At 63.0% G+C, this 26,621-nt stretch carries 2 protein-coding genes (1 of these 2 running past the window's edge); both read right to left on the bottom strand.

Annotated features, from left to right (window positions below; all coding sequences use genetic code 11):
• On the bottom strand, window positions 1–11,745 hold the 5' portion of the coding sequence (locus AACY49_RS03135; RefSeq protein WP_339521580.1) for an SDR family NAD(P)-dependent oxidoreductase. Its footprint begins 342 nt before the window's first position; only the first 11,745 of its 12,087 coding nucleotides appear in the window; the start codon lies at window positions 11,743–11,745; the stop codon falls past the left edge of the window.
• Entirely contained in the window at window positions 11,742–26,621 is a 14,880-nt protein-coding gene (locus AACY49_RS03130) for an SDR family NAD(P)-dependent oxidoreductase (protein ID WP_339521579.1), read from the bottom strand. Before AACY49_RS03130 ends, AACY49_RS03135 begins: the two co-directional genes overlap by 4 nt.

Below are 26,621 nucleotides of genomic sequence, written 5' to 3'. Positions count from 1 at the left end.
TTGCAAGCGTGCCCGCAGTTGCTGTTTGTCGCCGACCACCAACGCGGCGCGGTGGGCCAGACGGTGTTCACGCAGGGCTAAACTGTAGGCCAGATCTGACAGATCGAAAGTCGAATTCGCATCGATTAAGGTCTGGAGTTTTTTCAGATAGGCCAAGAGGCTGCCCCGGCTGGCTGCGGCGACAATCAACAGTTGCTCACCGCCTGTGTTTCTGAACGTTGCCCGACTCTCCTGATACTCCTCGACCACCAGACTGGCGTAAGTTCCGCCAGCCCCAAAAGAATTGATCAGGCAACGGCGCGGCTGACCGTTGCCATCAGCCGTCCAGGGCGAAGCGTGTTGTTGCAAAAAAAAGGCGCTGCCCTCCAGGCGAATATGCGGGTTCAGCGGTTCGGCATTGATCGAAGGCGCCAACTGCCGGTGTTGCAGTTGCAGCAGCACTTTGGTCAGTTGGGAAATCCCCGATGCCGCCTCTAGGTGACCGATATTCGACTTTACCGTGCCCAGCGCGCAGGTGCCGGGCGGCAGTTCGCCGAAGACCTTTTTCAACGCCGCCACTTCAATCGGGTCACCCAGCTCCGAGCCGTTGGCCGCCGCTTCAACGTAGTTGATTTGCGCGGGTTGCAGGCCGGCGCGCTTGATGGTCTCGGCGATCAAGCGGGTCTGCTGGCGGGTGTTGGGCGCCGAGTACATCAGTTTGCCGCCGCCATGGTTGAGGCCGGTGCTCTTGATCACCCCGTAAATCCGGTCGCCATCGGCCACCGCAGCCGCCAATGGTTTGAGCAGCACGGCGCCGGCGCCTTCACCCGGCAGCATGCCGTCGCTCTGGCCGAAGCCGCGACTCAGGTCCGAACTGCCGAGGAAGTTGGCCAGCTCGAGGGTCTGGTATCTGGACGGATCGAGGATCAGGTTGACGCCACCGGCCATCGCCATCGCACAGTCGCCCTGCAAAATGCTCTGGCAGGCCAGGTGGATCGCCGACATCGAACTGGCGCACGCCGTGTTGACCGCCAGGCTCGGGCCCTTGAGATCGAAGTAGTGGGAAATCCGGTTGGGGATCTGCCAGTCGGTGACATTGGCCTTGATCGCCGCGTGCGCAGGACTGCTTGCGCGCAACGGCGACTGGTTGTACATCGAACCGATAAACACCCCGACCGCCGCCGTATCGCCCTGCTGAAACCGGGCCAGCGCATCGCTGTTGTAACCGGCGATTTCGAAGGTCAGCCAGGCCACTTCCAGCATCTGCCGCAACTCTGGCGAAAAGTGCTGCGCCTCGGTATCGGAAATCCCGAACAGGCCGTGATCAAAGGCCTCAACCTGTTCCAGGAAGCCGCCGTAGTAGCACTCATCTGCGTTCAAGGCCGTTGACCAACGTCGACCATCGGCCTCACTGACACAGTTACGACCATTGCGCAGGTTGTCCCAGAAGCTGTCCAGATCAGCCGCCATCGGGTAGCGGCCATTGACCCCGATAATTGCAATGTCGCGGTTTGTTGCCGGCGCTTCAACGCTGTTTGACTGCTGCGGCGCGGGCCTGACCGGGGTGTGACGACCGACCGCGAGCGGCGCAACGGGCTGCGCTGCCACCGGGCGTTCAACCTGCCGGACCGGCGCAAAATAGCTGACCAGCGCGGGACGATGTTCGGTCAGCAGGTAATTCGTCAGCTGATTGATGGTGTTGTGTTCGAACAGAATGGTGCGCGACAGCTCGCCGGTGCGTTTCTCGAGCGCCTGAATCAGGCTGATCTGCAAGATGGAATCGATGCCGTAGCGATCAAACGCGGTGTCGCGCTGCAAACGCTCGGGCGCCATGTTCACCAGCTTCGACAGCACCTCGGTGATCAGTTGCCGACATTGCCCCGCCAACACTTCTTCATCGACATCTGCTGTCGGGACAGGACCTGGCGCCTGCGGCTCGGCGACCGCCACGACAGCGGCGGCCCGCGCGGGCAGGCACACCACGCCATCGCTGGCGGCGACGATGATCTGCTGGCCCAACGGATGACTTGCCGAAGCCGGAAAGGCAATGTCGTCAAAGCCCTGCGCCTGCAACAGTTGTTGCCAGCGCTCGGGATACAGGCCGGGGCAACCGGGGATGCGCAGCGCCGTGTCGTTGTGCAGCCACCAGCCTTCGAGCAGGCCAAAGGTCAGGTGGGTGAACATCGAACGGTCGCTGATTTCATTGAGCAACAGCAGACCACCCTGACGCAGCGCGGTTTTGGCGTTTTGCAGCGTGCGCCGCAGGTCGGGCGTTGCGTGCAGCACGTTGGTGGCGATCACCAGGTCATAGTGTTGCAGGCTGATGCCTTGCTCGGCGCAGGGTTGGCCGACATCGAAAATCGCCGTGCGCAGGTAAGGCGCCTGGGGCGCGAAATGCGTTTCGGCATGGCGCAGGAATGCCTGGGACACATCGGTGTAGCAGTATTCGCCGATCCCTTGTTGCCACGGGCGCAGTGTGTCGATCAGCCCGGCGGTGGTGCCGCCCGTGCCGGCGCCGATTTCCAGAATCCGCAACGGCCTGCCGCTCTGCGCCTGACGGCGAGCGACATCGGCCACCACCTCGCCGAGCACGGCGTTGAAGTAGTCGCAGACCCGGTTGTTTTTGTAGATGCCCTCCACCAGTGTCATTGAGCCGTCAGGGAACATCACCCCGGTGGCCTGCTGCTCACCGCGCAGGATCGCCGGCAGCGCGCGAACGCAGGTTTGCACCAGTTGCAATTGAGCGTGCAAATCAGCGTCGCGGCGCCACTGCTCGCTGGCCTGCTGCCATTGCGACCACAGTGCCCCCCGGTCAGGTAGGGCCGACAACAACTGGCCGTGTGCATCGATATCACCGTTGTCCGTCAGCAAACGCAGGCTTTCGCGCAGCCAGCGACGGTAAAACGGGTGAGCTTGCAGATTGGCCGCCACTGCCGGCTCGGCGGCGATCCGTTGCTCTGTCAGCGGTCCGCCAGCAGCCAGTTCACCGAGGCAGGCGAAGGTCTGCGTCAGCAACAGCCGGTTCATCTCGTTGGCCGCCGGGTGATGTTGCGGCGCCGGAGCGCAGTGCCGGGCGACCTGCGCCCAGTCATCGGACGCCAGTGACTCCTGCGCCGGGTAGCAATCGAGCTTCCAGCCGCTGTCGATGCCGGCGATGGCCATCGGCGCCAGCAGTTTGATCAGTCCTAACTGCGGCAAGGGGCTGGTCAGCAGGCGATCCAGTGCCGCCATCCCTTCTTGCGGTTCGATGGAACCCAGCCCCTGCGCGGCCATCCGCGCCCGGTAACCCGCATCGGCAACCACGCCCACGGACCCCCAATAGCCCCAGTTGATGACCTTGACCGGACATGGGCCGTGCTGATCGAGTTGAGCGGCAAAGGCGTCGGCGAAGGCGCAGCCAGCGGCGTAGTTGCTCTGGCCGGCGGCTCGGCTGAAGGCAATCATTGACGAGAAAAACAGTACGAAGTCCAGCGCCGGGTTGTCCGCCGCCGTACAGACCTGCGCCATCGCAATACTGGTCAGCCGCTTGGCGTCGAACGCGGCGCTGAACTGCGCCTCGTCCATCTGCGCAAGACGAGCATCGTCCAGCACCAGTGCCGAGTGCACCCAGCCATTGATCGGCCCGCAGGCCTCGACCACCTGTTGCCTGGCCCGGGTCAGTTGCCCGGCGTCGGTGGCATCGGCCTGGAGATACAGCGGCGGCGCCGCGTGGTGTTGCCGGGCAAATTGCGCCAGCACCGCGAGTTGGTGATTGATCTCATCGTCAGCAACGCGGCGGCCCAGCCAGATCACTCGGGCACGCCAATGGCTGATCAAATGGCGTGTCCACACTTCGCCGATGCCACCGGCGCCGCCGATCACCACGTACACGCCGCCTTCACGGTAATGCACAGCGCCAGCGGCTGTTTGCGCACGCTCGGTCAGCGGCAACAAACGTTGGCGAAACCATTCGCCCTCACGCCAGGCCAGGCATTCACCGGGCAACGCTGGCTCGAGCATTGTCTGCGGCAGCTGTTGGCTGTCCGCCGGCAGATCGATCAGTTCAACCCGCCACTGTTCCTGTTCTCTGGCCAACGACCCGGCCAGGCCATGGCAAGCCGTCTGCTCTGGCGCCAACGGCTCATCGGGGTGCAGCGCAATGCTGGCCGTAAAGATGAGTTGCAACTGCAACGCTCGTTGGGCAAAACCCAGCTGCAACAGCGACTTGATCAAGCGGAACAGCATCAGCGTGCTGTGTTCTGCCGGCGCCAGCCAGATCAGGCGCTGGAACGGTGCGCAAGCCGACAGCTGGGCGGCGATTCCGTCAATGGTGGACGCCTGCGACGGCAAGAATTCGATCTGCGGATGTTGTCCGGCCAGCCAGTCGTGGCGCTCACCGGCTGCGCCAATGGCCAGAGTCGGCAACGCTTGCAGCGACAACGACGGACTATCGGCAATCAGCCATTGAGGCGCGAGCAGGCTCAGGCCCGCCGGCAGTAACTGATCGGCGCTGACTGGCGCCGGACGGTCGCGCCCGGCCCGAATTGGCCGCGAGCTGAACCCGCGTAACGCCACGGCGATCTGCCCTTGCTCGTCGCACAGGTCGATATCGATCCGCTGCACAGCGCTGCCCGAATTGCGCCCATCGACGCTGATCAGTGCCCACATCAGCGGCTGGCAACACCCAAATACGTTCAGTTGCTCAAGGGCAAAGGGCAACAGCGTCTCGCCCATCCCGTCGCTGTTTAGCAGGAGGCCAATCGAAGCCTGAACGGCGGAATCGAGCATGCCCGGATGCAGCACCCAATCACCGTCAAACAACCCCGGAGCCAGCTCAAGCCGGGCCAATACCCTGCCCTCACCCAGCCACAGCCGCGAAACACCACGATGGCCGGGACCGTAGTGAATGCCCATCGCTTCAAACAGTGGATACACCCCATCCGCTTCAAGGCTGCGCTGCCAGGGCGCCGCGCAAAGACTGTCGAGGTCCAGCGGTTGCACATCGGCCGCCGGGATCACCTGCGCGCTACCCTTGCAGTGTTCCAGCGCTACGCCCTCGACCTGCGAGTAAATTCTGAAGTCGACTTTCTGCTGCTCAAGCGTCAGTTCGATATGCAGTTCGTTGTCTTGCGATGTCGGCGTGTAAGGCGTCAGCCAGACGATGTTCTTGAATTGCAGCAAGCCGGCATCCAGTGCCTGCGAATCCAGCGACCGGGTAATCGCCGCCCGGGCCATTTCCAGAAAACCGACGCCGGGCATGGTGTTGCGGCTGTGGACCTGATGATCGACAAACCAGCCCTCGTCACCCTGCCAACGGCTGCTGAAACGCTGCTGATAAAAGTCCGAGGTATTGCGTTCGAGCATCGGGTGCAGCCACACGCTGCCTTGAACGGGGCTGGCCACCTGGCCGGTGGCGAGATCCGTGACCCAGTAGCGTTCCTGGGCAAAGGGATAACCCGGCAGGCTGAGGCGGCGCATCGTTTGACCGTCACGGTAGAACTGACGCCAGTCGATCGTCAGGCCCTGAGCCCACAGTTCCAGCAACTTGTGGTACTTGCGTTTGTCGATCCAGGCCGCAAGCGCGGCAGCCATGTCCTCATCCTGACGAAACAGCGCCAATGCCGGGTTGTCGCCTTCACTGGTGCCGCGATAGAGCGCCTTGCCTGTTGCCGCGAAGTCGCCGAGTTGGTGTTGCAGGTCACTCAGGGAATCGCTCAACAGCGCCACACGTTCCGGCATCAGGTCGCGGCCAACTTGCAGCGTATAAGCCAGCTCATCGAGGTAGTGCTGGCTTTGCGCAGGCGCGGCGGCGATGAAACTGGCCAGGCGACGCGCGGATTCACGCAGCTGTTCCGGGGTTTTGGCCGACAGCAGAAACGGTCTGGCACCCGACGCGACTTCGTTGCGAGCCGGCGACGACACCCGATATTCCTCCAGCAAAATATGTGCATTCGCGCCGCCAAAACCGAACGAACTGACACCCGCCCGACGCGGCAACTCATTGCCGTGACGGTCCTTGACCGCGACCCACGGACGGCTTTGCTGGACCACATAAAACGGGCTGTTGTCGAGTTCGATATAAGGGTTGAGCTGTTCGCTGTGCAGGCTCTTGAAGAGGGTCTTGTGCTTGAGTTGCAGCAGGACCTTGATCACCCCGGCAATCCCGGCGGCCAGTTCAAGGTGGCCGATGTTCGACTTCACCGAACCGACGCCGCAAAAGCCCTGTCCCGGTTCATCGGCGCTAAACTCTTCGGCCAGTTCGCGGAAGGCCATTTTCAAGCCGTTGATTTCAATCGGGTCACCCAATTCCGTACCGGTGCCATGGGCCTCTATGTAGCCGACACTGCGCGGATCGACCCCGGCCTTGCGGTAAGCCGACTTCAACAGCTCGGCCTGGGCGCGTGGATTGGGCGCCGTCAGCGAGTTGGCCTTGCCGCCGTGGTTTTCTGCGGTGCTGCGGATCAGCGCATAAATGTGGTCGCCGTCGGCCTCGGCCTGGCTGCGTTTCTTCAGCACGATCATCCCGACGCCTTCGCCACGGGCATAGCCGTTGGCCTGGGCCGAGAAGGTCTTGCTGCGCCCGTCCAGGGCCAGCATGCCGGCCTTGCTGAAGCTGATCTGCGCCTCGGGCGCGATCAACGTATTGACCCCGCCGACCACCGCCATCCGGCAATCACCGCTGCGCATCGCCTGCACTGCGCGATGGATCGCCACCAGTGACGACGAGCAGGCGGTTTCGACCGGTTCGCTGGGACCGTGAAAATCCAGTAGAAAACTCATGCGGTTGGGGCCGACCGAAGGCACCATCGCCGTGGCGCTATAGCCTTCGACCGGTACGCCGGCCTTGGCGATCAGGCTGCTGTAGCCGGTCACCCCGGTGCCGACGAAAATCCCGGTGTCGCTGCCCGCCAGATCAGCGGTGGCGTAGCCGGCGTCTTCGATGGCCAGCCACACGTACGTCATCAGCAGGCGCTGCTGCGGGTCCATCAATTGCGCTTCGCGTGGCGAGATGGCGAAGAACAGCGGGTCGAAGTGATCGACGCCGTGGATAAAGCCGCCCCACTTCACGTTGGTCTTGTCGACCTCGCGGTGCGGATCGCCGTAGTACTCGCGCCAGTCCCAGCGGTTGGCGGGAATCTCGCTGATGCAGTCGCGTCCGTCGTTGAGGTTATGGAAAAACTGCTCGATGTCCTCGGCCATCGGAAAACGGCCGCTGACGCCGATCACTGCGATGTCATCGTCAGCTTCGGTGACAGACGGTTTAGCCATGACAACGCTGGCGGTTTGCAGCGGGCGCCGGGCTGTTGCTGCTTGCGGGTGTCGTTGCCGGGGTTGCGCTACCGGCGCTGCTGTTTGTTGCGGCGCCAGTCTGGTCGCGAGCGCACTGCGGTGCTCGCGTTCCAGGTAGTCGGCGAAACGGCCAACCGTGGCGTGTTCGAAAAAGATCGTCGGCGCCAGGTTGAGCCGCCATTGCTGTTTCAGTGTGTTGGCCAGCGTGGTCAGGCTAATCGAGTCGAAGCCGTACTGACTGAACTCCACATCGAGGCGGATTTCGCCAGCGGGGATTTTCATCTGCGCAGACACCAGCTCGATCAGCGCCCGGTGCAGTGCTTCGGTCAACGGTGCGTCATGGTCGGGGGCTACCTGCGCGACGATTTGCGGCTTCGACGTTTCGGCAGTGCCACGCCCCGTCACCAGCGCGCTGATCGGCGCTCGCCGACCGTGCATCACCAGCACCTGCGGCAGCGCCAGCGCAACGCACTGGCGCAGGGCATGAATCCCGGCGTTGCTCGGCATGGCGACCATGCCGGTGCTGTACGCCATCTGCTGCGCGGTCGTTTCGTCGACCCGCATGCCGCCCTCTTTCCACAACGGCCAGTTGATCGCCAGGCTCTGGCCGCTACGGAGACCTTGGGCAGTCAATCGGTTGCGGTAGGCGGCGTAGCGGTCGACAAAAGCATTGGCTGCCGCATAGTCGGCCTGACCGGCATTGCCGACGACGCCGGTCCCGGATGAAAAACAGATCCAGAAATCCAGCGCCAATCCGGCGGTGACGAGGTCCAGATTGCGGGTGCCGGCTACCTTGGCCGCCATCACCTGTTTGAGTTCTTCATCCTGTTTATTGATCAGCAAGCTGTCGCGGATCACCCCGGCGCTGTGCAGCACGCCGTTGAGGCCATGATGTTCGCCGACAATCCCGTCGATCAGGCGCTGTACCGCCTCAGCGTCGCTGACATCCAGCTGCCGGTACTCGACCCGGTTGCGGCCCGCGTCAATCCCGGTCAGCAACTGCGGGACCGGCGCTGAGCGGCCAGTGAGAATCAAGGTGGCGTCACTGACACTGGCGGCGATGGCCTGGGCAAACAAGCGCCCCAGACCGCCGAGGCCACCGGTAATCAGGTACACACCACGGTCCTTCCACGGCGCGTCAATTGCCAGATCCACCACCGGGCAAGGACGCCAGTGTTGCACCTGGCGCCGGCCCGACTGGTAGCGAATCCCGACATCGCCGGCGGCGGCATTTTCCGCCAGCCGCTGCGCCAGCGATTGTTGCTCGTCCAGCTCGATCACTTGCCCGGTCACATCCGGTACTTCCAGCTGCAAGCTGCGCAGCATCGCCGCCAGGCCGCCGGTCATCCGCTCGCCATTCGGGTCATGCACGGCGAGCTGGAGCAACCTCCGTCCGCCGCCCGCGCCGAGCAGCAGCCTGATTTTTTGCAACAGCGCGAGTGCCGTCTGTTGATAATCAACGGCGCAATCCTGCTCGGGAACGTCCAGCACCGTGCAGCGGCAAGCGGCCAGTTGTTGTTGCACCTGAGCGGCGATCCGGGAATCAAAGCCACTGAGCAGGATCAGGCGTTGACTGAAGCCGGGCGCTTCAACCGACGGTGCCGCCTCGTCAACCCACTGTGGTTGGAATAACAGGGTTTCCATCAATGGCTGGTCAGTGGTTGCCGGCTCACTTTGGTTGCCCAGAACCCGTGAGGTGAAACCCTGCATCAACACGCAGAGCTTGCCTTGCTGATCGAACAGCTCGATGTTCAAGCGCTGCAAACCGCTGTCGGCCTGCTGATCGTCGCGGCGTTCGGCGTAACTCACCCGGGCCCACATCTGTTCGCTGCAACGATCCAGTATCTGCAAGCCTTCAAGGGCAAACGGCAGCGTCGGGCGCGTCAACGGTGGCAGTTGCTGCCGGTCGTCTTCGGTCAGTACCACGTCGGCACCGAGACTCAGGGCGATGGCTGCCTGCAGCGCCGAATCCATCAGCGACGGGTGCAGCACATAGCCCTCAAAGCTGTCGCGCTGGCAAGCGGGCAGCAGCAGTTGCGCCAACACTTCGCCACGCCCGAGGCCCACTGATTGCAGACCCTGATAGGCCGGGCCGTGTTCAAACGTCATCGCCTGATAGGCGTCATAACACTGTTTAGCGCTCAACTGGCCGCCGGTCATCCGCGCCTTGAGCGCTGCCAGATCAACCTGATGCGCCGCCGATGGCGAAGCAAAACCCGCCAGCCCCTGACTGTGCAGCAGCGGTTCACCCGTGGTTTGGCCGGTGAGCGAATCAAGCTCGCGACTGGAAATCTCGAAGCGGATCTGCTCGTCGTCTTCCAGCGTCAGCTCGATATCGACCTGCCGTGCCTGGGCACCGACGATCAATGGCCGCAACCACACCACCTGACTGAATGACGGCTGCCGCCCCGCCGTGGCCATCGCCACCGCCGCCCGGGCCATTTCCAGATGCGCGACGCCGGGGAAAATTCGTTGCCCGCCAACCACATGCTGCTTGAGGAAAAACTCCTCGCCATCAAACACACTGCTAAAGCGCTGGCGGTGCAGATCTGAGGTGTTTCGCGCCAGGAATGGATGCAGAGGGCGGATGTTGGAAACGGCACCGGCGCTGACCTCGCCTCCCGCCGCGCCACGTTGCGCGGGCGGTATCCAGAAATTCTGCCGGGCAAACGGATAGACCGGCGCGTGCACACGGCGGGCGTCGCCACGGTGCTGACGATTGAATTGCGCCCAGTCGAGTTTGCCGCCCGTGACCCAGGCCTCAGCCAACGGTTGCAGACTCGCCGCGTCGGCGATGGCAGGCAGCTCGATGTCCGCACGTTCACCCGTTTCGATCTGCCCGGACCAGCAGTGCCGGGGCGAACGGCCGTCCAGCCAGTCATTCAGTTGTTGCCGCAATTGGTCCTTGTCGGAGCACAGGAAGATCAATCGATGCTCCTGCGCCAACCGCCCCGTTTGCAGGGTGTAAGCGAGGTCCGTCAGGCGCAGGGCCGGATCTCGCAGTGCCTGATGTACCCGGCGGACATAGCGTTTGAGGCTGTCGGCAGTGCGCGCCGACAGTGGCAGCAGACAGGGCCGCGCCTCGTCGGTAACCGGCGGCGCGGCGACTTCGGGGGCCTCGCGGATGACCATGTGCACATTGGTGCCGCTATGGCCAAAGGAGTTGAGCGCCGCCATCTTCGGGCCGCTGCCGAGCCATTCTCGGGGCTCGCGATGGATATGAAACGCCGAGCCCGCCAGTTCGATCCGTGGGTTGAGCTGTTCGAAATTCAATACCCCGGGCAACTGCCGGTACTTCATCGACAGCAGGATCTTGATCAGGCTGACCACACCGGCCGCCGCCGAGGTATGACCGATATGCGCCTTGGCGCTGCCCAGCGCGCAATAACCGGTATCGGCGGTGAACTGGCGGAAAGCCCGGACCAACGCGTTGACCTCGACCGGATCGCCCAGTGGCGTGCCGGTGCCATGGGCCTCGACGTAGCTGATCTGCCGGGGATCGATGGCGAAACGCCGATACAGCTCGCTGATCAGCCGCTCCTGGGCCTGGCCGCTGGGGGCGGTAATGCCGTTGCTGGCGCCGTCCTGGTTCATGCCCGAGGCACAGATCACCCCGTAGATCGGGTCGCCGTCGGCCAGCGCCTGGGAGAGACGCTTGAGGGTCACCATGCCAACCGCTTCGGACAGCACAATGCCGTCGCTGCGCTGATCGAAAGTATGGCAATGCCCTGTCGGCGAGAGCATGTCCATTTGCGCCAGGCTGATCAGGCCGGGCTCGCCGAGGGTGGCGAAAACGCCGCCGGCCAGCGCCAGGTCCGCCTCGCCATTGCGCAGGCTTTCGCAGGCCAGGTGAATGGCCGTGGCCGAGGACGAGCAGCCGGTATTGACCACCAGCGCCGGACCTTTGAAGTCGAGGAAGTAGGACAGCCGTGAGGCAATGATCGCGTCGGAGGCGCCGATAAAGGTTTCGTGGAAATAGCCGGTCGGTTCTGCGCCGACAAAGATGCCCACCGACTGATCGCGAAAACTTTTCGGGTTGTAGCCGGCATCTTCCAGGGCCTTCCAGCTCTCCTGGAGGATCAGCCGCTGATGCGGGTTCATCGACTCGGCATCGCGGGGCGAAATATTGAAAAACAGCGGATCGAAATCATCCCGCCGCTCAAGGACGCCGCCCCACTTACAATACGTCTTGCCGGGCTGGCGCTGGGCCGAATAGCTGCGCTCAGCGTCCAGATAACGCTCGCCCAGCTCAACCACACCATCGTTACCCGTGCTGAGGTTGTGCCAGAAGCGTTCGACGTTGTCGGCGGCGGGAAACTGCCCTGACATGCCAATCACGGCAATCTCGTCGTGCGCCTGCGGGCGAGCGGCTGGCGGTGTTTCCACTGTGGCCTGGGCGCCAGCCTTGAGTTGTTGCAGCAACTGCCGGGCCTCGTCAGCCGTGATCTGGCGCTGTTGGAGCCGGGCGATAATGGATTGAAATGCTTGGCTGCTCATGATTGTACTTTCCCGGTCGTTGCCTGCGCTGTGCCGTGGTTTGCCATGGCGCTGTCGTTGACGATTTTCAGCAATTCATCGATTGCCAGTTCACCGCACAGAAACGCTGCCTCGAGTTGCTGCTCGGGTGCGACTGGCTCGGGTGCAACAGGCTGCGCTGTCCCTGCGCCCAACCGGGCACACTGCGCCGGGTATTGGCCAAGCAGGTAGTCCACCAGGCTTTCCAGCGACGGATAGTCGAACAGCAACGCGGTGTTGAGCTCCGTGCCCAGGGCCTCGCCGATGTGGCTGACAAAACTCACGCCAAGGATCGAGTCAATGCCGTAGTCGGCAAAGGGTTGATCCACCTGAATGCGCCCAGGCGTCAGTTGCAACGTAGTGGCCAGACCGTCCAGCGCCAACGCGGTCAGCACCTCACGGCCGTCGCCGGTTGTGGCAGATGCCGGTTGCAGAATTCGTTCAGGGTTGCCGAACGGTTTTTCGGACTTATCCAGCGCCGCCAGACACTCCACACCATCGCTTTGCGCGACGATAATCTGCTGACCAAGGCCGTGGGCGCATTGCGCCGGGAACGCGACGCTATGAAAACCAGTCTCGCCCAGCACACTGGCCCAGCTTTGCGGATACAGGGCCGGCGTGCCGGAGATGCGCAGCTCGGGGTCTTCGTACAGCCACCAACCTTTGAGCAGGCCGAACGTCAGGTGGGCGAATAGCGACCGGTCGCTGATTTCATTCATCACTACAATGCCGCCACGGCGCAGCAACGCTGCGGCGTGTGCAAGCGTGCGCCGAATGCTACTGGTGGCGTGCAGCACGTTGGCGGCGATCACGATGTCATAGCCGCCCAGCTCCAGCCCCTGGGCTTGCGGCGGCTGTTCGACATTCCATACCTGATAGGTGAGGAACGGATTGGCCGCACCATAGGTTTTTTTGGCGTACATCAGAAACGCCTTGGAGATGTCGGTGTAACAATATTCGGCAATCTGCCTGCGCCAGGGTTGCAGCGCCGGCAGCACGATGGAGCTGGTGCCGCCGGTGCCTGCACCGACTTCCAGAATACGGAGTTGCCGGTGCGGCTCGCGGATCAACAGTGCTTCGATGTGCTGCTGCACCACGCCTGCGACCACCTGATTGAAGTAGTCGGACAAGGCGTTGTGGCGATAGACGCCCTCGACTTTGTCCATCGAACCGTTGGGGAACATGACATGGGTGGCCTGGGTTCGCCCGCCGAGTATTGCCGACAGCTGTTGCAGGCAGGCGTCAACCAGTTCCACCTGGGCCTTGCGTTGCGGCACGGCGACCAACTCATCCCTGAGCATGCTCCAGCGTTGCTCCAGTTGCTGAAGGTTCGCGTGCTCGGTGATCGCGATCTGCGTGCCCCGACGCTGCACCAGCCCCTGCTGTTGCAGCAGTTCGAGGCTGGTCGCCCACCAGCGGCCATAGTGCTCGCCAATCCCGGCCTGACGACGCAGGACTTCGCTGTCCTCAAACTGCCCCGACTGGGTGAACAGCCCCATGCGGCACAGTTGCACCAGCGTCATCCCGGCCATGGCCCGGTCAAACGGCAGAGGATCATGAGCCGCCAGCAACGGCGCGGCAGCTATACGGTAGCGCTCGAAACCATCGTCGGGCGGCTGAACGCCGGTCTCGCCAAGGACTATCGGTTCCGGTTGCAGCTGCATCAACTGCTGGACCGGCGCCGAGGCGGCCATGCACAGCACCTGATCGAGCTGGCCGTGACTCAGGGCTTCGACAAAGCGGGCAAAACACTCAAAGCCCTCGCGGTCCTCCAGCGCTCCGGCGTGGCGGCTCATCGGTTGCGCAGACGGGTCCGCCGCCTGTTGCTCGGTCAGCGATGACAGCCAGAACCCCCAGTTGATGGCGCCCACCGGGAACGCCGCCTGCCGACGCAGGCTGCGCACCAGCGTGTCGCCGAAGGTGATGCCGGCGGCATAGGCGCCCAACCGCGCCGCGCCGGAGAAGGCAAAGCTTTGCCCGGACGAGAAGTAGCACATGAAATCCAGCGGCTCATGGGCCAGTGCCCGGTAGAACTCGATACCGCCACGGCTTTTCACTTGCAGGATTTCGTCGAACTGCGGTTCGGGGATGCGGGTGATCGGGTCTTCATGGTTGAACACCACTGCGGAGAAAATCGCCCCGTTGATCGCGCCATGACGCTGTTTGATCTGCGCCACGGCCCGTTGCAGCGATGCCGGGTCGTTGGCGTCGGCCTGCAAATACTGCAACTGCGCCGGATCGACCGTGCCATCAACACGTTGCAGGCATTTCGCGAGCCGTTGTTGCACCTTGGGATCGTCGGCACCGCTGCGTCCCAGCCAGATAACCCGGGCCTGATAATCGGCCAGCAAATAGCGGCTGATAATCGAGCCCACCGTGCCACTGCCGCCAAGAATCACATAGACGCCACCACGCTTGAGCCCCGAGCTGACAAACCGGCCTTCGGCCAACGGTGGCTGGGGTTGCCAGCTCAGGTTGAAAATGCGCTGACGATAGCGCACGCCATCGCGCAGGCACAGCACCTCACCTCGAGCCAACCCGCCCTCGCCCTGCACCTGACGCAGCAAGTGTGGCCGGCGTCGGTTGTCGGCCAGCTCACGGCTGTCGACATCCAGATTGCGCACCCGGAACCGATGCTCGCCCTGGGCAATCGCATAGGCCATGCCCGTCAGGCCGCCACCCACGGCGCTGACTGGCTCGCCGGTAATGTCGAAGTTGTCCTGGCTGATGATGTAGCTGTCGATCGCCTGGCAAGGGCTGTGTTGTTTGAGCCATTTGATCAACCGCAGCAGCAGGTTCTCATTGGTTTTCGGGCTGTCGAGCTGCGCTTGCCAGTCAGTGGCCTCGGCGTTGCCGCCGAAGAAATACAGGCAATCGATGGCCGGCCCCGCGCTCAGGCATTGCTCCAGCGCTTGCGGATCGGCCGCGTCCAGCGACCAGTGATCCGGTGCCAGACAGACCGTTTGCAGGCCTGGCTCCAGACGGATCACCCGGCCTGCGCCGGTGGCAAAACCGGCGCTGAGCAGGTAGTGCGCGGTGATCGCCTCTGCCGCTGGCCGGGTCGACGCATCGCCGACAATCAGCACGCAACGGTGCTCGACAGTCTGTGGCTCACCACCCTGCCCGTCGGCCTGCCAGCGCGCCAGATAGCTCACGCGGTCACTGTTGGTGGAGGCCATCGGTGCGGTGAGAGCCGTTTCAGTGACGGGCGCCGCCGTCGACTGAATACCCGGCAACCAAAACGTCTCGCGGGCAAAGGGGTAGACCGGCACGCTGATCCGATACGGCAGTGGACCGGTACGCTGAGCATGCAGCAGTGACCAGTCGATGACTTCGCCGTTGACCCACAACTCCAGCAACTTGTGCAGCTTGCCGCTCTCGGCCCAACGGCGAATTACCGGCGCCAGCTCCGCATCAGCCTGGGCAACGAGGCGGTTACGCTGGATGTCGCCGGTGTAGAGGCCTGCGTCCGGTTGTACGCCACGGTCGATAAACGTGCGCAATTTCGTCGCCAGTGCGGCGGGCGAATCAATCACCAGCCCTAGCCGCGCCGCCATCATTTCCCGTCCGGTTTGCAGGGTGTACGCCAGGTTCGCCAGGTCGGCGCCCGACAGCGATGGCCGGGCATCCACATAGGCCAGCAGCGCCTGCGCGTAGTCACGCAAGCGTTCGCCGTCGCGAGCCGACAGCAGAATCACTTCGGCGCCGCTGGCGTTTGGCAGCTCGCGGTATTCGTCGTGCTCCTGCAGCAATACGTGGCCGTTGGCTCCACCAGCGCCAAAGGAGGAGACCCCGGCGATACGCGGCCCATGATCTGCCGGGCGCCAATCGCCCAGCGTCTGTTGCAGGTAAAACGGCGTGGCGTCCAGCGTCAGGTTGGGATTGAGGGTGGTGGCATGCAGGCTCGGCACGAGCTGCTTGTGTTTGAGCTGGAGAATGACCTTGCTGACCCCGGCAATGCCGGCGGCGCCTTCCAGATGACCGATATTGGCTTTCACCGAACCCAGCGCGCAGTGGCCGGGGTCGACACCATCAAGCGCAAAGGCCTGGCTCAGGCCGCTCACCTCGATGGGGTCGCCCAGTTCAGTTCCGGTGCCGTGGGCCTCGATGTAGCTGATCTGGTTGGCGTCGAGCCCGGCCTGATCGATGGCCAGGCGAATCACCTTGGCCTGGGCCTGGGGATTGGGCACGGTGTAACCGTTGGTTTTACCGCCGTGATTGACCGCCACGGCGCGGATCAGTGCGTGGATGTTGTCGCGGTCCGCCAGTGCCCGGGACAACGGCTTGAGCAATACTGAACCGACGCCTTCGCCCGGTACAAAGCCGTTGCCGCCCTCGCCGAAACTGCGGCAGCGGCCGTCTTTGGAGAGCATCTGCCCGGCGCTCAACTCAACGTAATTGGAGGGATGCAGGTACAGGTTGACGCCACCGGCAAAGGCCATCCGGCACTCGCCACGACGCAGACTTTCGCAGGCCCGGTGCAGCGCGGTCAGCGACGAGGAACACATGGTGTCCACCGGTTCGCTCGGCCCGTTGAGGTCCAGCACATAGGAGACCCGGTTGGCGGTCGAGCCGAACGAGGTTCGCGGAAAGACCATGTGGCCTTGCTCCCGCAGCGTCGGCCCGTAGAGGCTGTACCCGGTCTTGGTGATTCCAGCGAAGACCCCGACATTGCCCTGATACTGTTCGGCCAGATCGGCTTTGGTGATCCCGGCATCTTCCAGCGACTGCCAGCAGGATTGCAGGAACAGCCGTTCCTGCGGATCCATGTTGACTGCCTCACGCGGCGAGATATTGAAAAACAGCGGATCGAAATCGGCAAAACCGTCGATGAAGCCACCCCACTTGCTGTAGCTGCGGGCCTGCTTCAGCGCCTCGGCGACCGAATCGACATAGAAGCCTTCAAGCGGCCAGCGCTGCGGTGGAATCTCGGTGATGCTGTCGCGGCCCTCCTTGAGGTTGCGCCAGTATTCGTCGAGATTGTCGGCCTGCGGATAACGGCCACTGATGCCGATGATCGCGATGGGCTCGGCGGCCGACATCGCTGCTGGGGCCTGGGTTGTCTGACTGACAAACGGCGCAGTCGGCAAGGGCGTCGGCACCTCGGCCAGACCGCTCCACAGCAGGCAGGCACGATGATATTCGGCGACCAGATAGCCGGTCAGCGCGTCCAGGCTGTGGTATTCGAAAAACAGCGTTTTCGACAACTGGCGTTCTGCCGGGCGCAGTTGCGTCATCGCCGAAAAGACATCCTCCAGCGCCTTGTTGAGCCGAGTGATCATGATCGAATCGATGCCGTACTGTTCCAGCGGCGCTTGGCTCTCGACCCGGGCCGACGGCAGCTTGGTGACGGCACAGAACACCGCTTTGAGCCGTTCGAGAATGACGCCAGTGAGCCGCGTGCGGTCAATCGCGACCGAAGTCGGCGTCAGCGCTGGCTCTGCATCGCCTTCCTCGGCGGCACCAAAGTGCGCACGAATCTGCGCCAGATCGCCCTCGATCACCAACAGCCGTTCCAGGCCGGCATTGAGGCCCAGTTGCAATGCCTGGATGCCATGCACCGACTGCATCGGCGCCATGCCGGTCTTGTGGCGGATGTGCGCGCAATCAGCGGCGCTGACCTGCATGCCGCCGTCGCGCCACAGCGGGTAATTGATCGACAGCGTGTGACCGAATCGCAGGCCCTGATCGACGCGTTTGTTACGCAGCTCGGCAAAGTGATCGACGAAGCCGTTGGCGGCGGCGTAATCCGACTGACCGATGCTGCCCAGCACCGCCGAGCAGGATGAAAACAGCACAAAGAAATCCAGATATAGCCGACGGCAAGCACGGTCCAGCAGCTCTGTGCCGACCACTTTGGCGGCAAACACCTCGACCATCTCCTGTGGGGTTTTATGCGCGAGCAGCCGATCCCGGTTGATCCCGGCGCCATGCAGCACACCATTGAGGCTGCCGTGTCTGGCGCAGATGTCGTCGATCAACTGCTCCAGCGCTTCGGCGTCGGTCAGGTCGACCTGCTGGTAACTGACCACAGCACCGGCGTCGCGAATTTCCTGCAAGCGCGCCTGCTGGCGCGAGTCGAGGGCCGAGCGGCCAATCAGAATCAACGTGACGTTGCGGCATTGCTCGGCAATGGCCCCGGCAAATATCAGCCCCAGGCCACCGGCGCCGCCGGTAATCAGGTAAACCCCCTGATCTTTCCAGGTGATGCGGTCGTGCTCACGGCTGGCGGCGACATCGTCTGCCAGCTCCTGCCATTGCAGTTCCTGGTGCTCGCCTTGTGGGCCACTGCGCTGCAACACCGAGCGGGCGCGCTGACGCCTTTCGCCAAGCGTGATCGTCAACTGTTTGAGCTGCGCAGCCGACAATGGCTGGCCGACCTCGACCTTTATCATCAGGCACCTGGCACTCAGTGACGGTTGTTCCAGGCATGCGGTTTTCAGCAGGCCGTCGAGACCGGCGTACAGCAGGTGTTCCGGTGCCTGGTCGGCGATCATCAGTTCAATGTGGACCCGGCCCCTGAGCGTCTGCAATCGCAGCAACAGCGCAATCGCCAGCTCCTGATAACGCGCTGCCGGGGCGGTCTTGCCGCAGGCCAGAATTTCACCGCTGACGCCGGCTCCTGCGGCGTTGGTCAGGCTTTGCAACTGCGCCACTTGCTCGCGGCTGAAGCCGACCCACAATAGCAAGCGCTGGCCGATGTCGTCGTCTGCATCAACACTTGCACCCATCGGTTCCTGCCATACGGGACGCGCCAGAAACAGGCCGGTGGCCGACTCATCCACTGCGCTCGACGCTTCAGGCGTATCGCGCTCGACGATGGGCTGTGGCGTCTGATCGACCCAGTAGCGCTCCTTGGCAAACTGGTAAGCCGGCAGATGAATACGCTGAGCCGAGCCAGTCGGCCACAGTGCCGCCCAGTCGATATCGCTTCCGGCGACCCACTCGTTGGCCAGCCGCCCGGCGTCGTCAGTCGTAACAGTCGGTTTTTCGCCGTTGGCCAGCCGTGCCAGTTGAGTGCGCAATTGCGCAACATCGCTGACGATCAAAGCCGCCCTCACCTGCATCGGCTCCCTGGCTGTCTGCAAGGTAAAGGCAATGTGGCTCAGCGGCGCTTCGGTCTTGTCCAGCCAGTGCGCCAGGGCCCGAGCGTTGTCGCGCAGGCTTGCGGCGGTTTTGGCTGACAGGGGAATGACCCGGCTCATCGCAGGTGGCGCTGCGCACTGACCTGCGGTTTGTGCGCTCTGGTATTCACCAATCACCAGATGCGCGTTGGTGCCGCTATGGCCAAAGGAGTTGAGTGCCGCCATCAGTCGTTCGCCGCCACTGGCTTGCCAGTCGAGCGCCTGACGGTTGATGTAGAACGGTGAATGTTCGAGTTCGATCAGCGGGTTGATCTGCGCAAAGCCCGGCATGGCCGGCAACGTGCGTTGGCGGATCGACAGCAGTACCTTGATCAGGCCGATGACACCGGCCCCCGCCGCAGCATGACCAAGGTTGGCTTTGGCGCTACCCAGCACGCAATACCCCTGGGCGTCGGTGAACGAGCGGAACGCCCGGATCAACGCGTTGGCCTCGACCGGGTCACCCAGCCGGGTGCCGGTGCCATGCGCCTCGACATAGCTGATCTGTGCGGGATCGACGCCGAATTTCAGCCAGGTGTCGCGCAGCAATTGCTCTTGCGCATCTCCATTGGGCGCGGTAATGCCGTTGCTGGCGCCGTCCTGATTGACCCCCGACGCCTCGATGACGGCGTAGATCGGGTCGCCCTCGGCCTCGGCGTCTTCCAGGCGTTTGAGCACGACCATGCCCACGCCTTCGGAAATCACGGTGCCGTCGGCTGCCGCATCGAACGCATGGCATTGGCCGCTGGTACTGAGCATGTCGATGGCTGACAGGCTGATCAGCCCGCGTTGATCCAGGAGCGCATACACCCCGCCGGCCAGTGCCATGCGGCTTTCACCGTGGCGCAGGCTTTCACAGGCCTGGTGGATCGCCACCGCGGAAGACGAGCAACCGGTGTTGACCACCATCGCAGGGCCTTTGAGGTCGAGGAAGTACGACAAGCGAGAGGCGACAATGGCCTCGGAGCTGCCGGTAAAGGAGTCGTGGTGATAGCCCCCCGGCTCGGCGCCGACATAGAGGCTGACCGCCTGACCTGCCAGGGTCATCGGGTTACACCCGGCATCTTCCAGCGCCTTCCAGCTTTCTTGCAGCACCAGCCGCTGATGCGGGGTCATCGACTCTGCTTCGTGGGGGGTAAGGTTGAAAAACAGCGGATCGAAGCAGTCGCGGTCCTTGAGTATGCCGGCGCGATTGCAATAGCTTTTGCCCGGCTGTTTATCGGCGCTGTAGGCACGGGATTCGAGATAGTCCGGCCCCAGTACCTGCACGCCGTTGCGCCCGGCCAGCAGGTTGTCCCACAGTTGCTCGATGTTATCGGCACCGGGGAACTGCCCGGCCATTCCGATCACGGCAATTCGCCGGTTTTTGCGGGTCTGCGGACTTGTGCTCGGAGTTTCTTCTTCGCCCGCCAGCGCAGCCGCCATGACCGGGTTGGTCATCAAGGCGGGGGGAGTTGCTGCCTGCGGGCTATTCGTGGCTGTCGCCGCCAGCGCTCGCTCAATCTGCAAGCCATAAGACTTTTGCAGGTAACTGTGCAGTTTGCTCACCGTCGCCTGCTCGAACAGGATCGCGCTGTTGAGCTTGATCCCCAATTGATTGCCCAGCTGTTTGACGAAACCCACCCCAAGAATCGAATCCACGCCGTAATCGGAGAACGGCGTGCGCAGCGCGATGCTCTGGCCATCGGCCTTGAGGGTTTTGGCCAGGGCTTCAATGATCACGTGTTGCAGTCTGTCTGCAACGTCCACAGACGCTCCGGTCCGGCTGGCAGGATGCTCGTTCAACGTAAACTCCTTGTTTTGTGCGGACGTGGCGGGCAGTTGCGGCTCAAAGGTGTGCAGAGTCAGTGCGTCACCGTGGGCGGTGATGATCTGTTGACCCAGGGCGATTCCCGGTGGAAGGTGCAGATCGACCTGTTGAAAGCCGCTGCTCCACAACAACTCAAGCCAGGTCTGCTCGGCGATCAACGGCGAGCCTGGGATTCGCAGCGCGGGATCCTCATACAACCACCAGCCATCGAGCAGGCCGAAGGTGACGGTCGCGGCGGTGGTTTTGCGGTTCAGTTCGTTCAGCGCCAGCAAGCCGCCGCTGCGCAATAGCGACCGGACATGCGCCAGGGTGCTGCGCATGTTGGCGGTGGCATGCAGCACGTTGGTGGCGACAACAATGTCATACGCCTCACTGCCGTCAGCGGGCTGGCTGATGTCGAGAATTTGCGTGGTGAAGTAAGGCCGGCCTGCAGCGAAGCTGGTTTCCCCGTGCCGTAGAAATGCCCGGGAGAGATCGCTGTAGCAATATTCGCCGATATGCCCGGCCAGCGGTTCCAGCGCGGCCAGCAGCGCGGCGGTGGTCCCGCCGGTGCCCGCGCCGATTTCCAGGATGCGCACCGGGCGCGCCGGCTCGGCCAAAACCCGCCGCCGAACATGCGCGATCACCTGCGACGCCAGTTGCTCGTTGAAGAAGTCCGACAAGGTGTTGTGCTTGTAGATGCCCTCGACCTTGCCCATCGAACCGTCCGGAAACATCAGGTCCGTCGCCTGAATCTGCCCCGTGAGAATCTGCGGCAGCTGCAGCAGGCAATCATCGATCAGGGTCACTTGAACCCGGCGCTCGCGGTCCTCGAAATAGTGATCGCGCTGGACTTTCCAGGCGGCCAGGATGGCAGCGTGTCGTGTCCGGGCAATGGGCGTCGCCACGGCAAACGCCGCACCTTGCTGCTGCAAATAACCGTGCTCCACCAGAATCGCCAGGCATTCCTGCCACCAGCGGCGATAGCGCTCGCTGATCCCGGCCTGCTGACGCCAGGCTTCGGCGCTGTGCGCACCGGGAACGGTGAAGATGCCGAGGGTCTGCAACTGGATCAACAGCAGCACGGCAATCGATTGATCGAGCGTTTGCGGATCAAAGATCTGCTGCAACAGTTCGCGCTCGGCGGGCTCCAGCTCCACGCCCGGCGCCGCTACTGGCGGCAGTACGCCTGGATCAAACCGCAGCTGCTGACCCTCAGGCACGTTCATCAATTGGCGCACCGCCGGCGATGCCTTGATGCACAGCAAACGGCGCAGCGAACCGCTGGACAGGTGCGCGACAAAGCGGCTGAAACAGGCAAAGCCCTCGTCGTCATCAAGCGCGTCCAGATGCTGGCTGACCGTTTGCGCTTGTAGCGAAGCGCGCCAGAACCCCCAGTTGATCACGCCGACCGGAAAACGCGCTGCCGGGCCGATGGCCTCGGCAAAAGCGTCAGCAAAGGTGATGCCGCAGGCATAGGCCGACAGCTTCGCCGCGCCGGAAAAGGCAAAGCCCTGCCCGGAGGAGAAATAGCAGAGGAAATCCAGCGGCTGCTCGGCCAGAGCCTGATAAAAATGGAGGCTGCCACGGCTCTTGATGTCGAAAATCTGCTGGAACTGGGCTTCGGTGGTGTGCTGGATGCTGTTCTCGAAGTCGAAGACCATGGCGCAGAACACGGCGCCATTGATTCGCCCGTACCGTTGATTGATCTGCGCCACGGCCTGCTGCAATTGCGCCAGATTTGTCGCATCGACCTGGAGATAATCGACCCGGCCCCGAAACTGCTCGGTCTTCAGGCTCTGTTGCACCTGCTCACACTCGGCGGGCTTGCGCCCCAGCCAGATGACCCGGGCCTGATAGTGCTCGATCAGCTGACGGCTGATGACCTGACCAATCACGCCGCTACCGCCCAGGATCAGGTAAACCCCCTCCTGTTTCAGCACCGAAGTGTTGGTGCGACTCGGCGGCAAAGCCAGGGGCATCAACTGCTGGATAAAGCGCTCGCCGTGGCTGAGTTTGATCAGCTCGCCGCGCTCTGAAGCAGGCTCGGCAAGGATCTGCGCGAGCAGCCGTTGGCGGCTGTGCGGCGTTTCAAGCTCGTCGAGGTTGAGGTCCAGATTGCGCAGGTGCACCCGGTGCTCGCTCTGGGCCATGGCATAGCCCAGCCCGGCCATGCCCGCCCCCAACGGATTGCCCCGTTGCGGCGCTCCGGCAAAGGCGTAGCGGCCAAACGACAACAGGAAACAGTCCGTCGCGTTGCCGTCGACCGCTTGCTGTTGCAACGCCTTGAACAGCCGCAGCAGCGGTAACTCGTGGTGTTGCAGGCTGTCGACGAGCGCCGACGGCGTCATGTCGCTGGCGGATTGCGCGCCGATCACCATGATCTGCGCCACCGGGACAAGGACCGAAAGAATGTGCGCAAAGCCTGCCGGATCATCGTCACTGCAATGCCAATGACCTGCCGCTAATTCGGCCGTGGCGCCAATACCGCAGTCGATCCGCAGCACATTCCGGGTACCCTGATAATGCTCGGCAAGTGCCGCCAATAGCATCCCGGTCGCGTTGCCGGATTCGCCCAGAGTCACCAGCACAACCGCTCCGGCGCCTGGCACCGTGGCCTGCTCGTCTGCGGTTTGAGCCTGCCAGCGCGGCAGGTAGCAGCACTCGGTCAGGTCCTGCTCGGTTGGCGCTTCGACGAGGGGCGCATCGCCTGTTGGATGTGCCAGGCCCGGCATCCAGTAGCTGTTTTTGGCGAACGGATAACCCGGCAGGCTGATCCGCATGGGCCGCCGATACGTACTGTCGAGATAGAGTCGCTGCCAGTCGATGGCCTCGCCACGTACCCAGGCCGTCGCCAGTTCGGTCAACTGCTGATGTTGCAGCCAGTGATCGATCGGCAGCGAGATGGGCTCGTCCAGCGCTGCGTCATAAGGATCGCTATGGCCACAGAACACGTTGTCTTGCGGTTCGCGCGCAATCCACAGCGCCAGACAACGCTGCAAATCCGCAATGGATTCAACCCGCAGCGCCAGCCGCTCGGCCATCGCTTCGCGCCCGGTTTGCAGGGTCCACGCCAGGTCGGTCATGACCGTCTGTTGCGCGTCTTCAGTGTCGAGAAACGCATGCAAGCGCGACGCTGATTCCGTCAGGCGTTGCCTATCACGGGCCGACAACAGGATCAACCAGGGGCCGCGCATGGCTGGGCGTGAGTCCGTCGCGCCGAGGTGTTCTTCGACAATCAACGAGGCATTGGCCCCCCCGGCGCCAAACGAGGAAATTGCAGCAATACGTGTCGCGCCGTTGGCAGCCCAGGGCGCCAATTGCTGTTGCACGCGAAACGGTGAGTGTTCGAAATCGATGTTCGGGTTGGGCTGCACAGCATGCAGCGACGGCACCAGTTGGCGGTGTTGCAATTGCAGCAGCACCTTGCTCAACCCGGCGATGCCGGCGGCACTTTCACAGTGACCGATATTGCTTTTGATCGAGCCGATCGCGCAGCGGGCGCCGGCGCTATGAGCAAAGACCCGGCTCAGGCCGCTGATTTCGATGGGATCGCCCAGCGCGGTGCCGGTGCCGTGGGCTTCGATGTAGCTGATGCGGCTGGCGTCGATGGCTGACCGCGCCAGGGCTTTTTCCAGCACTCGCTGCTGGGCTCCGGCGCTCGGTACGGTGTAGCCGTTGGTCTTGCCACCGGCGTTGATCGCGCCGCCACGAATCACCGCGTAGATCCGATCGCCGTCGGCAATCGCCTTGTTCAGTGGTTTGAGCACGACCGCGCCGACGCCTTCAGCATCGACAAAGCCATCGGCGTCATCACCAAAGGCGCGGCATTGTTCGCCGGGTGACAGCATCATCATTTCGCACAGGTTAAGGTAGTGCTGCGGATTGATGATCAGGTTGATGCCACCGGCAATCGCCATGTTGCAACTGCCACTGGTCAGGCTCTCGACCGCCAGATGAATCGCCGTCAACGATGACGAACAGGCACTGTCGACGACAAAACTCGGGCCCTGCAGATCCAGCTGGTAGGACACCCGATTGGCAATCGACCAGTAGTTGCTGATGGGGTTGTAACTGCCGTTCATGACCCCGACAAACACCCCGACCTCGCCCTGTTGATGCAAGGTCGCCGGGTTGTAGCCCGCGTCTTCGATGCTGTGATAGGCGACTTGCAGAAACAGCCGTTCCTGCGGGTCCATCCGTTCAGCTTCGGTGCGCGAGATGCGGAAGAAGGCCGGATCAAACTGATCGATGCCTTCGATAAACCCGCCCCAGCGCGTATAGAGATGCCCGGACGTGCCCTTCTGCGCATCAAAATAGCGCCGCCAATCCCAGCGCTCGGCGGGGATTTCGTCGATGGCGCAATGACCGTCGGCCAGGTTGCGCCACAAATGACTCATTGATTGCGCGCCGGGATAACGACCATCGAGACCGATAATGGCGATGTCGCTGGCATCGCCCTTCTCGACCGGAACTGAGGTCTTCTCTTGAACGGTGATATTTGCCGTCGTATCGCGATATTCGACCTCGGGTTGCCCCAACAGCGTTTCCAGCTCGTCGGCGCGGTGCTGGATAAAATGCTCGGTCAGCGCCGCCAGGGTCGGCACCTCAAAAAACAACGCGCTGTCGATGGCTGCAAAATGCTCGCTGAACGCATGAGTCAGCCGGACCACCAGAATCGAGTCCAGGCCATAGTCCTCCAGTGGCCGCGACAGGCTCATCTTCTCTGCCGGGATCTTCAGCGTGGAGCTGACCAGATTGCGCAGGTAGTCGGCGACCCGACGCCACCTGCCGTCCGGAGCGGTCTCGTCATGCTTCGGTGTAAACGTATCTTGAGGCTGGCGGTTATCGGCGGGCGGTGCCGCTGGCCGGTCGCTGCTGGCGACTGGCTGACGCACGATGCCGTCGCTCTCGGCCAGGATGATTTGCTGACCCCGGTCATGTGCCTGCCGGGCCGGGAACAACACCGGGCTGAAGCCCTCTTGCTCCAGCACCGCCTGCCACCCAGCCGGCGAAAGTCCGGGGCAACCGGGTATGCGCAGGACGCCATCGCGGTGCAGCCACCAGCCTTCGAGCAGACCGAAACTCAGATGGGTGAACAGTGACGCTTCGCTGATTTCGTTGAGCATCAGCAATCCCCCTTTGCGCAGCACGGCCTTGGCGTTGCGCAATGTCTGGCGGATTTCGGGGGTGGCGTGCAGCACATTGGTCGCCACCACCAGATGATAATGATCGGTGTCGATGCCCTGCTCGGCGCAAGGGCGCGAAACATCGAATAGCCGGGTTTGCAGGAACGGGTTGTCCCGACCAAATTGGTCGGCGCCATGTTGCAGAAACGCACGCGACAGATCGGTGTAGCAGTATTCGCTTATCTGCAACCGCCACGGTGCCAGCGCCGCCAGCAAGCCCGCGGTGGTGCCGCCCGTGCCGGCGCCAATTTCGAGAATGCGCAGCGGTTCGGCGCCCGCAGGACGACTTTCGATAAAGGCCAGCGCCGCCTCGATCAGCACCTGATTGAAGTAGTCGCAAATCCGGTTGTTCTTGTAAATACCTTCTACCAGCGTCATCGAGCCGTCAGGAAAGAGCACGCGAGTCGCGGTCTGTTCACCACGCAGCAAAGCCGGCAGTCCCTTGAGACAGGCGTCGAGCAACTGCGCCCTGGCCGCCAGATCCGGGTCCTGGCACCAGCCCGGCAAGCGCTCATTCCACTGCTGCCACAGCGCATCGGCAGCGCCGGTTTCAATACCGGCGACATATTTGAAGCTTTCAGCCAGCCACAGGTGCAGATAATCCGGCGTGACCTGGCCGTGCTGCGTCGCGAGGCGTTGCAGGTCCTCGGCGCAAGACAGCCCAAGCACCTGCAACTGGCTCGCCAGCAGGCGGCGCGCCAGTGCATCGAGTTCGCCGGATCCGGCGGCGGTTGTCTGATGTGCAGCTGTTTGCAT

Source organism: Pseudomonas sp. EL_65y_Pfl2_R96 (assembly GCF_963970905.1).
Lineage (GTDB): Bacteria > Pseudomonadota > Gammaproteobacteria > Pseudomonadales > Pseudomonadaceae > Aquipseudomonas.
This window is presented reverse-complemented; position numbering and strand designations above follow the sequence as displayed.

Bases quoted from the DNA above. Each gene is read 5' to 3' on its own strand.
- AACY49_RS03130 (WP_339521579.1), bottom strand. From the start codon at position 26,621: ATGCAAACAGCTGCACATCAGACAACCGCCGCCGGATCCGGCGAACTC.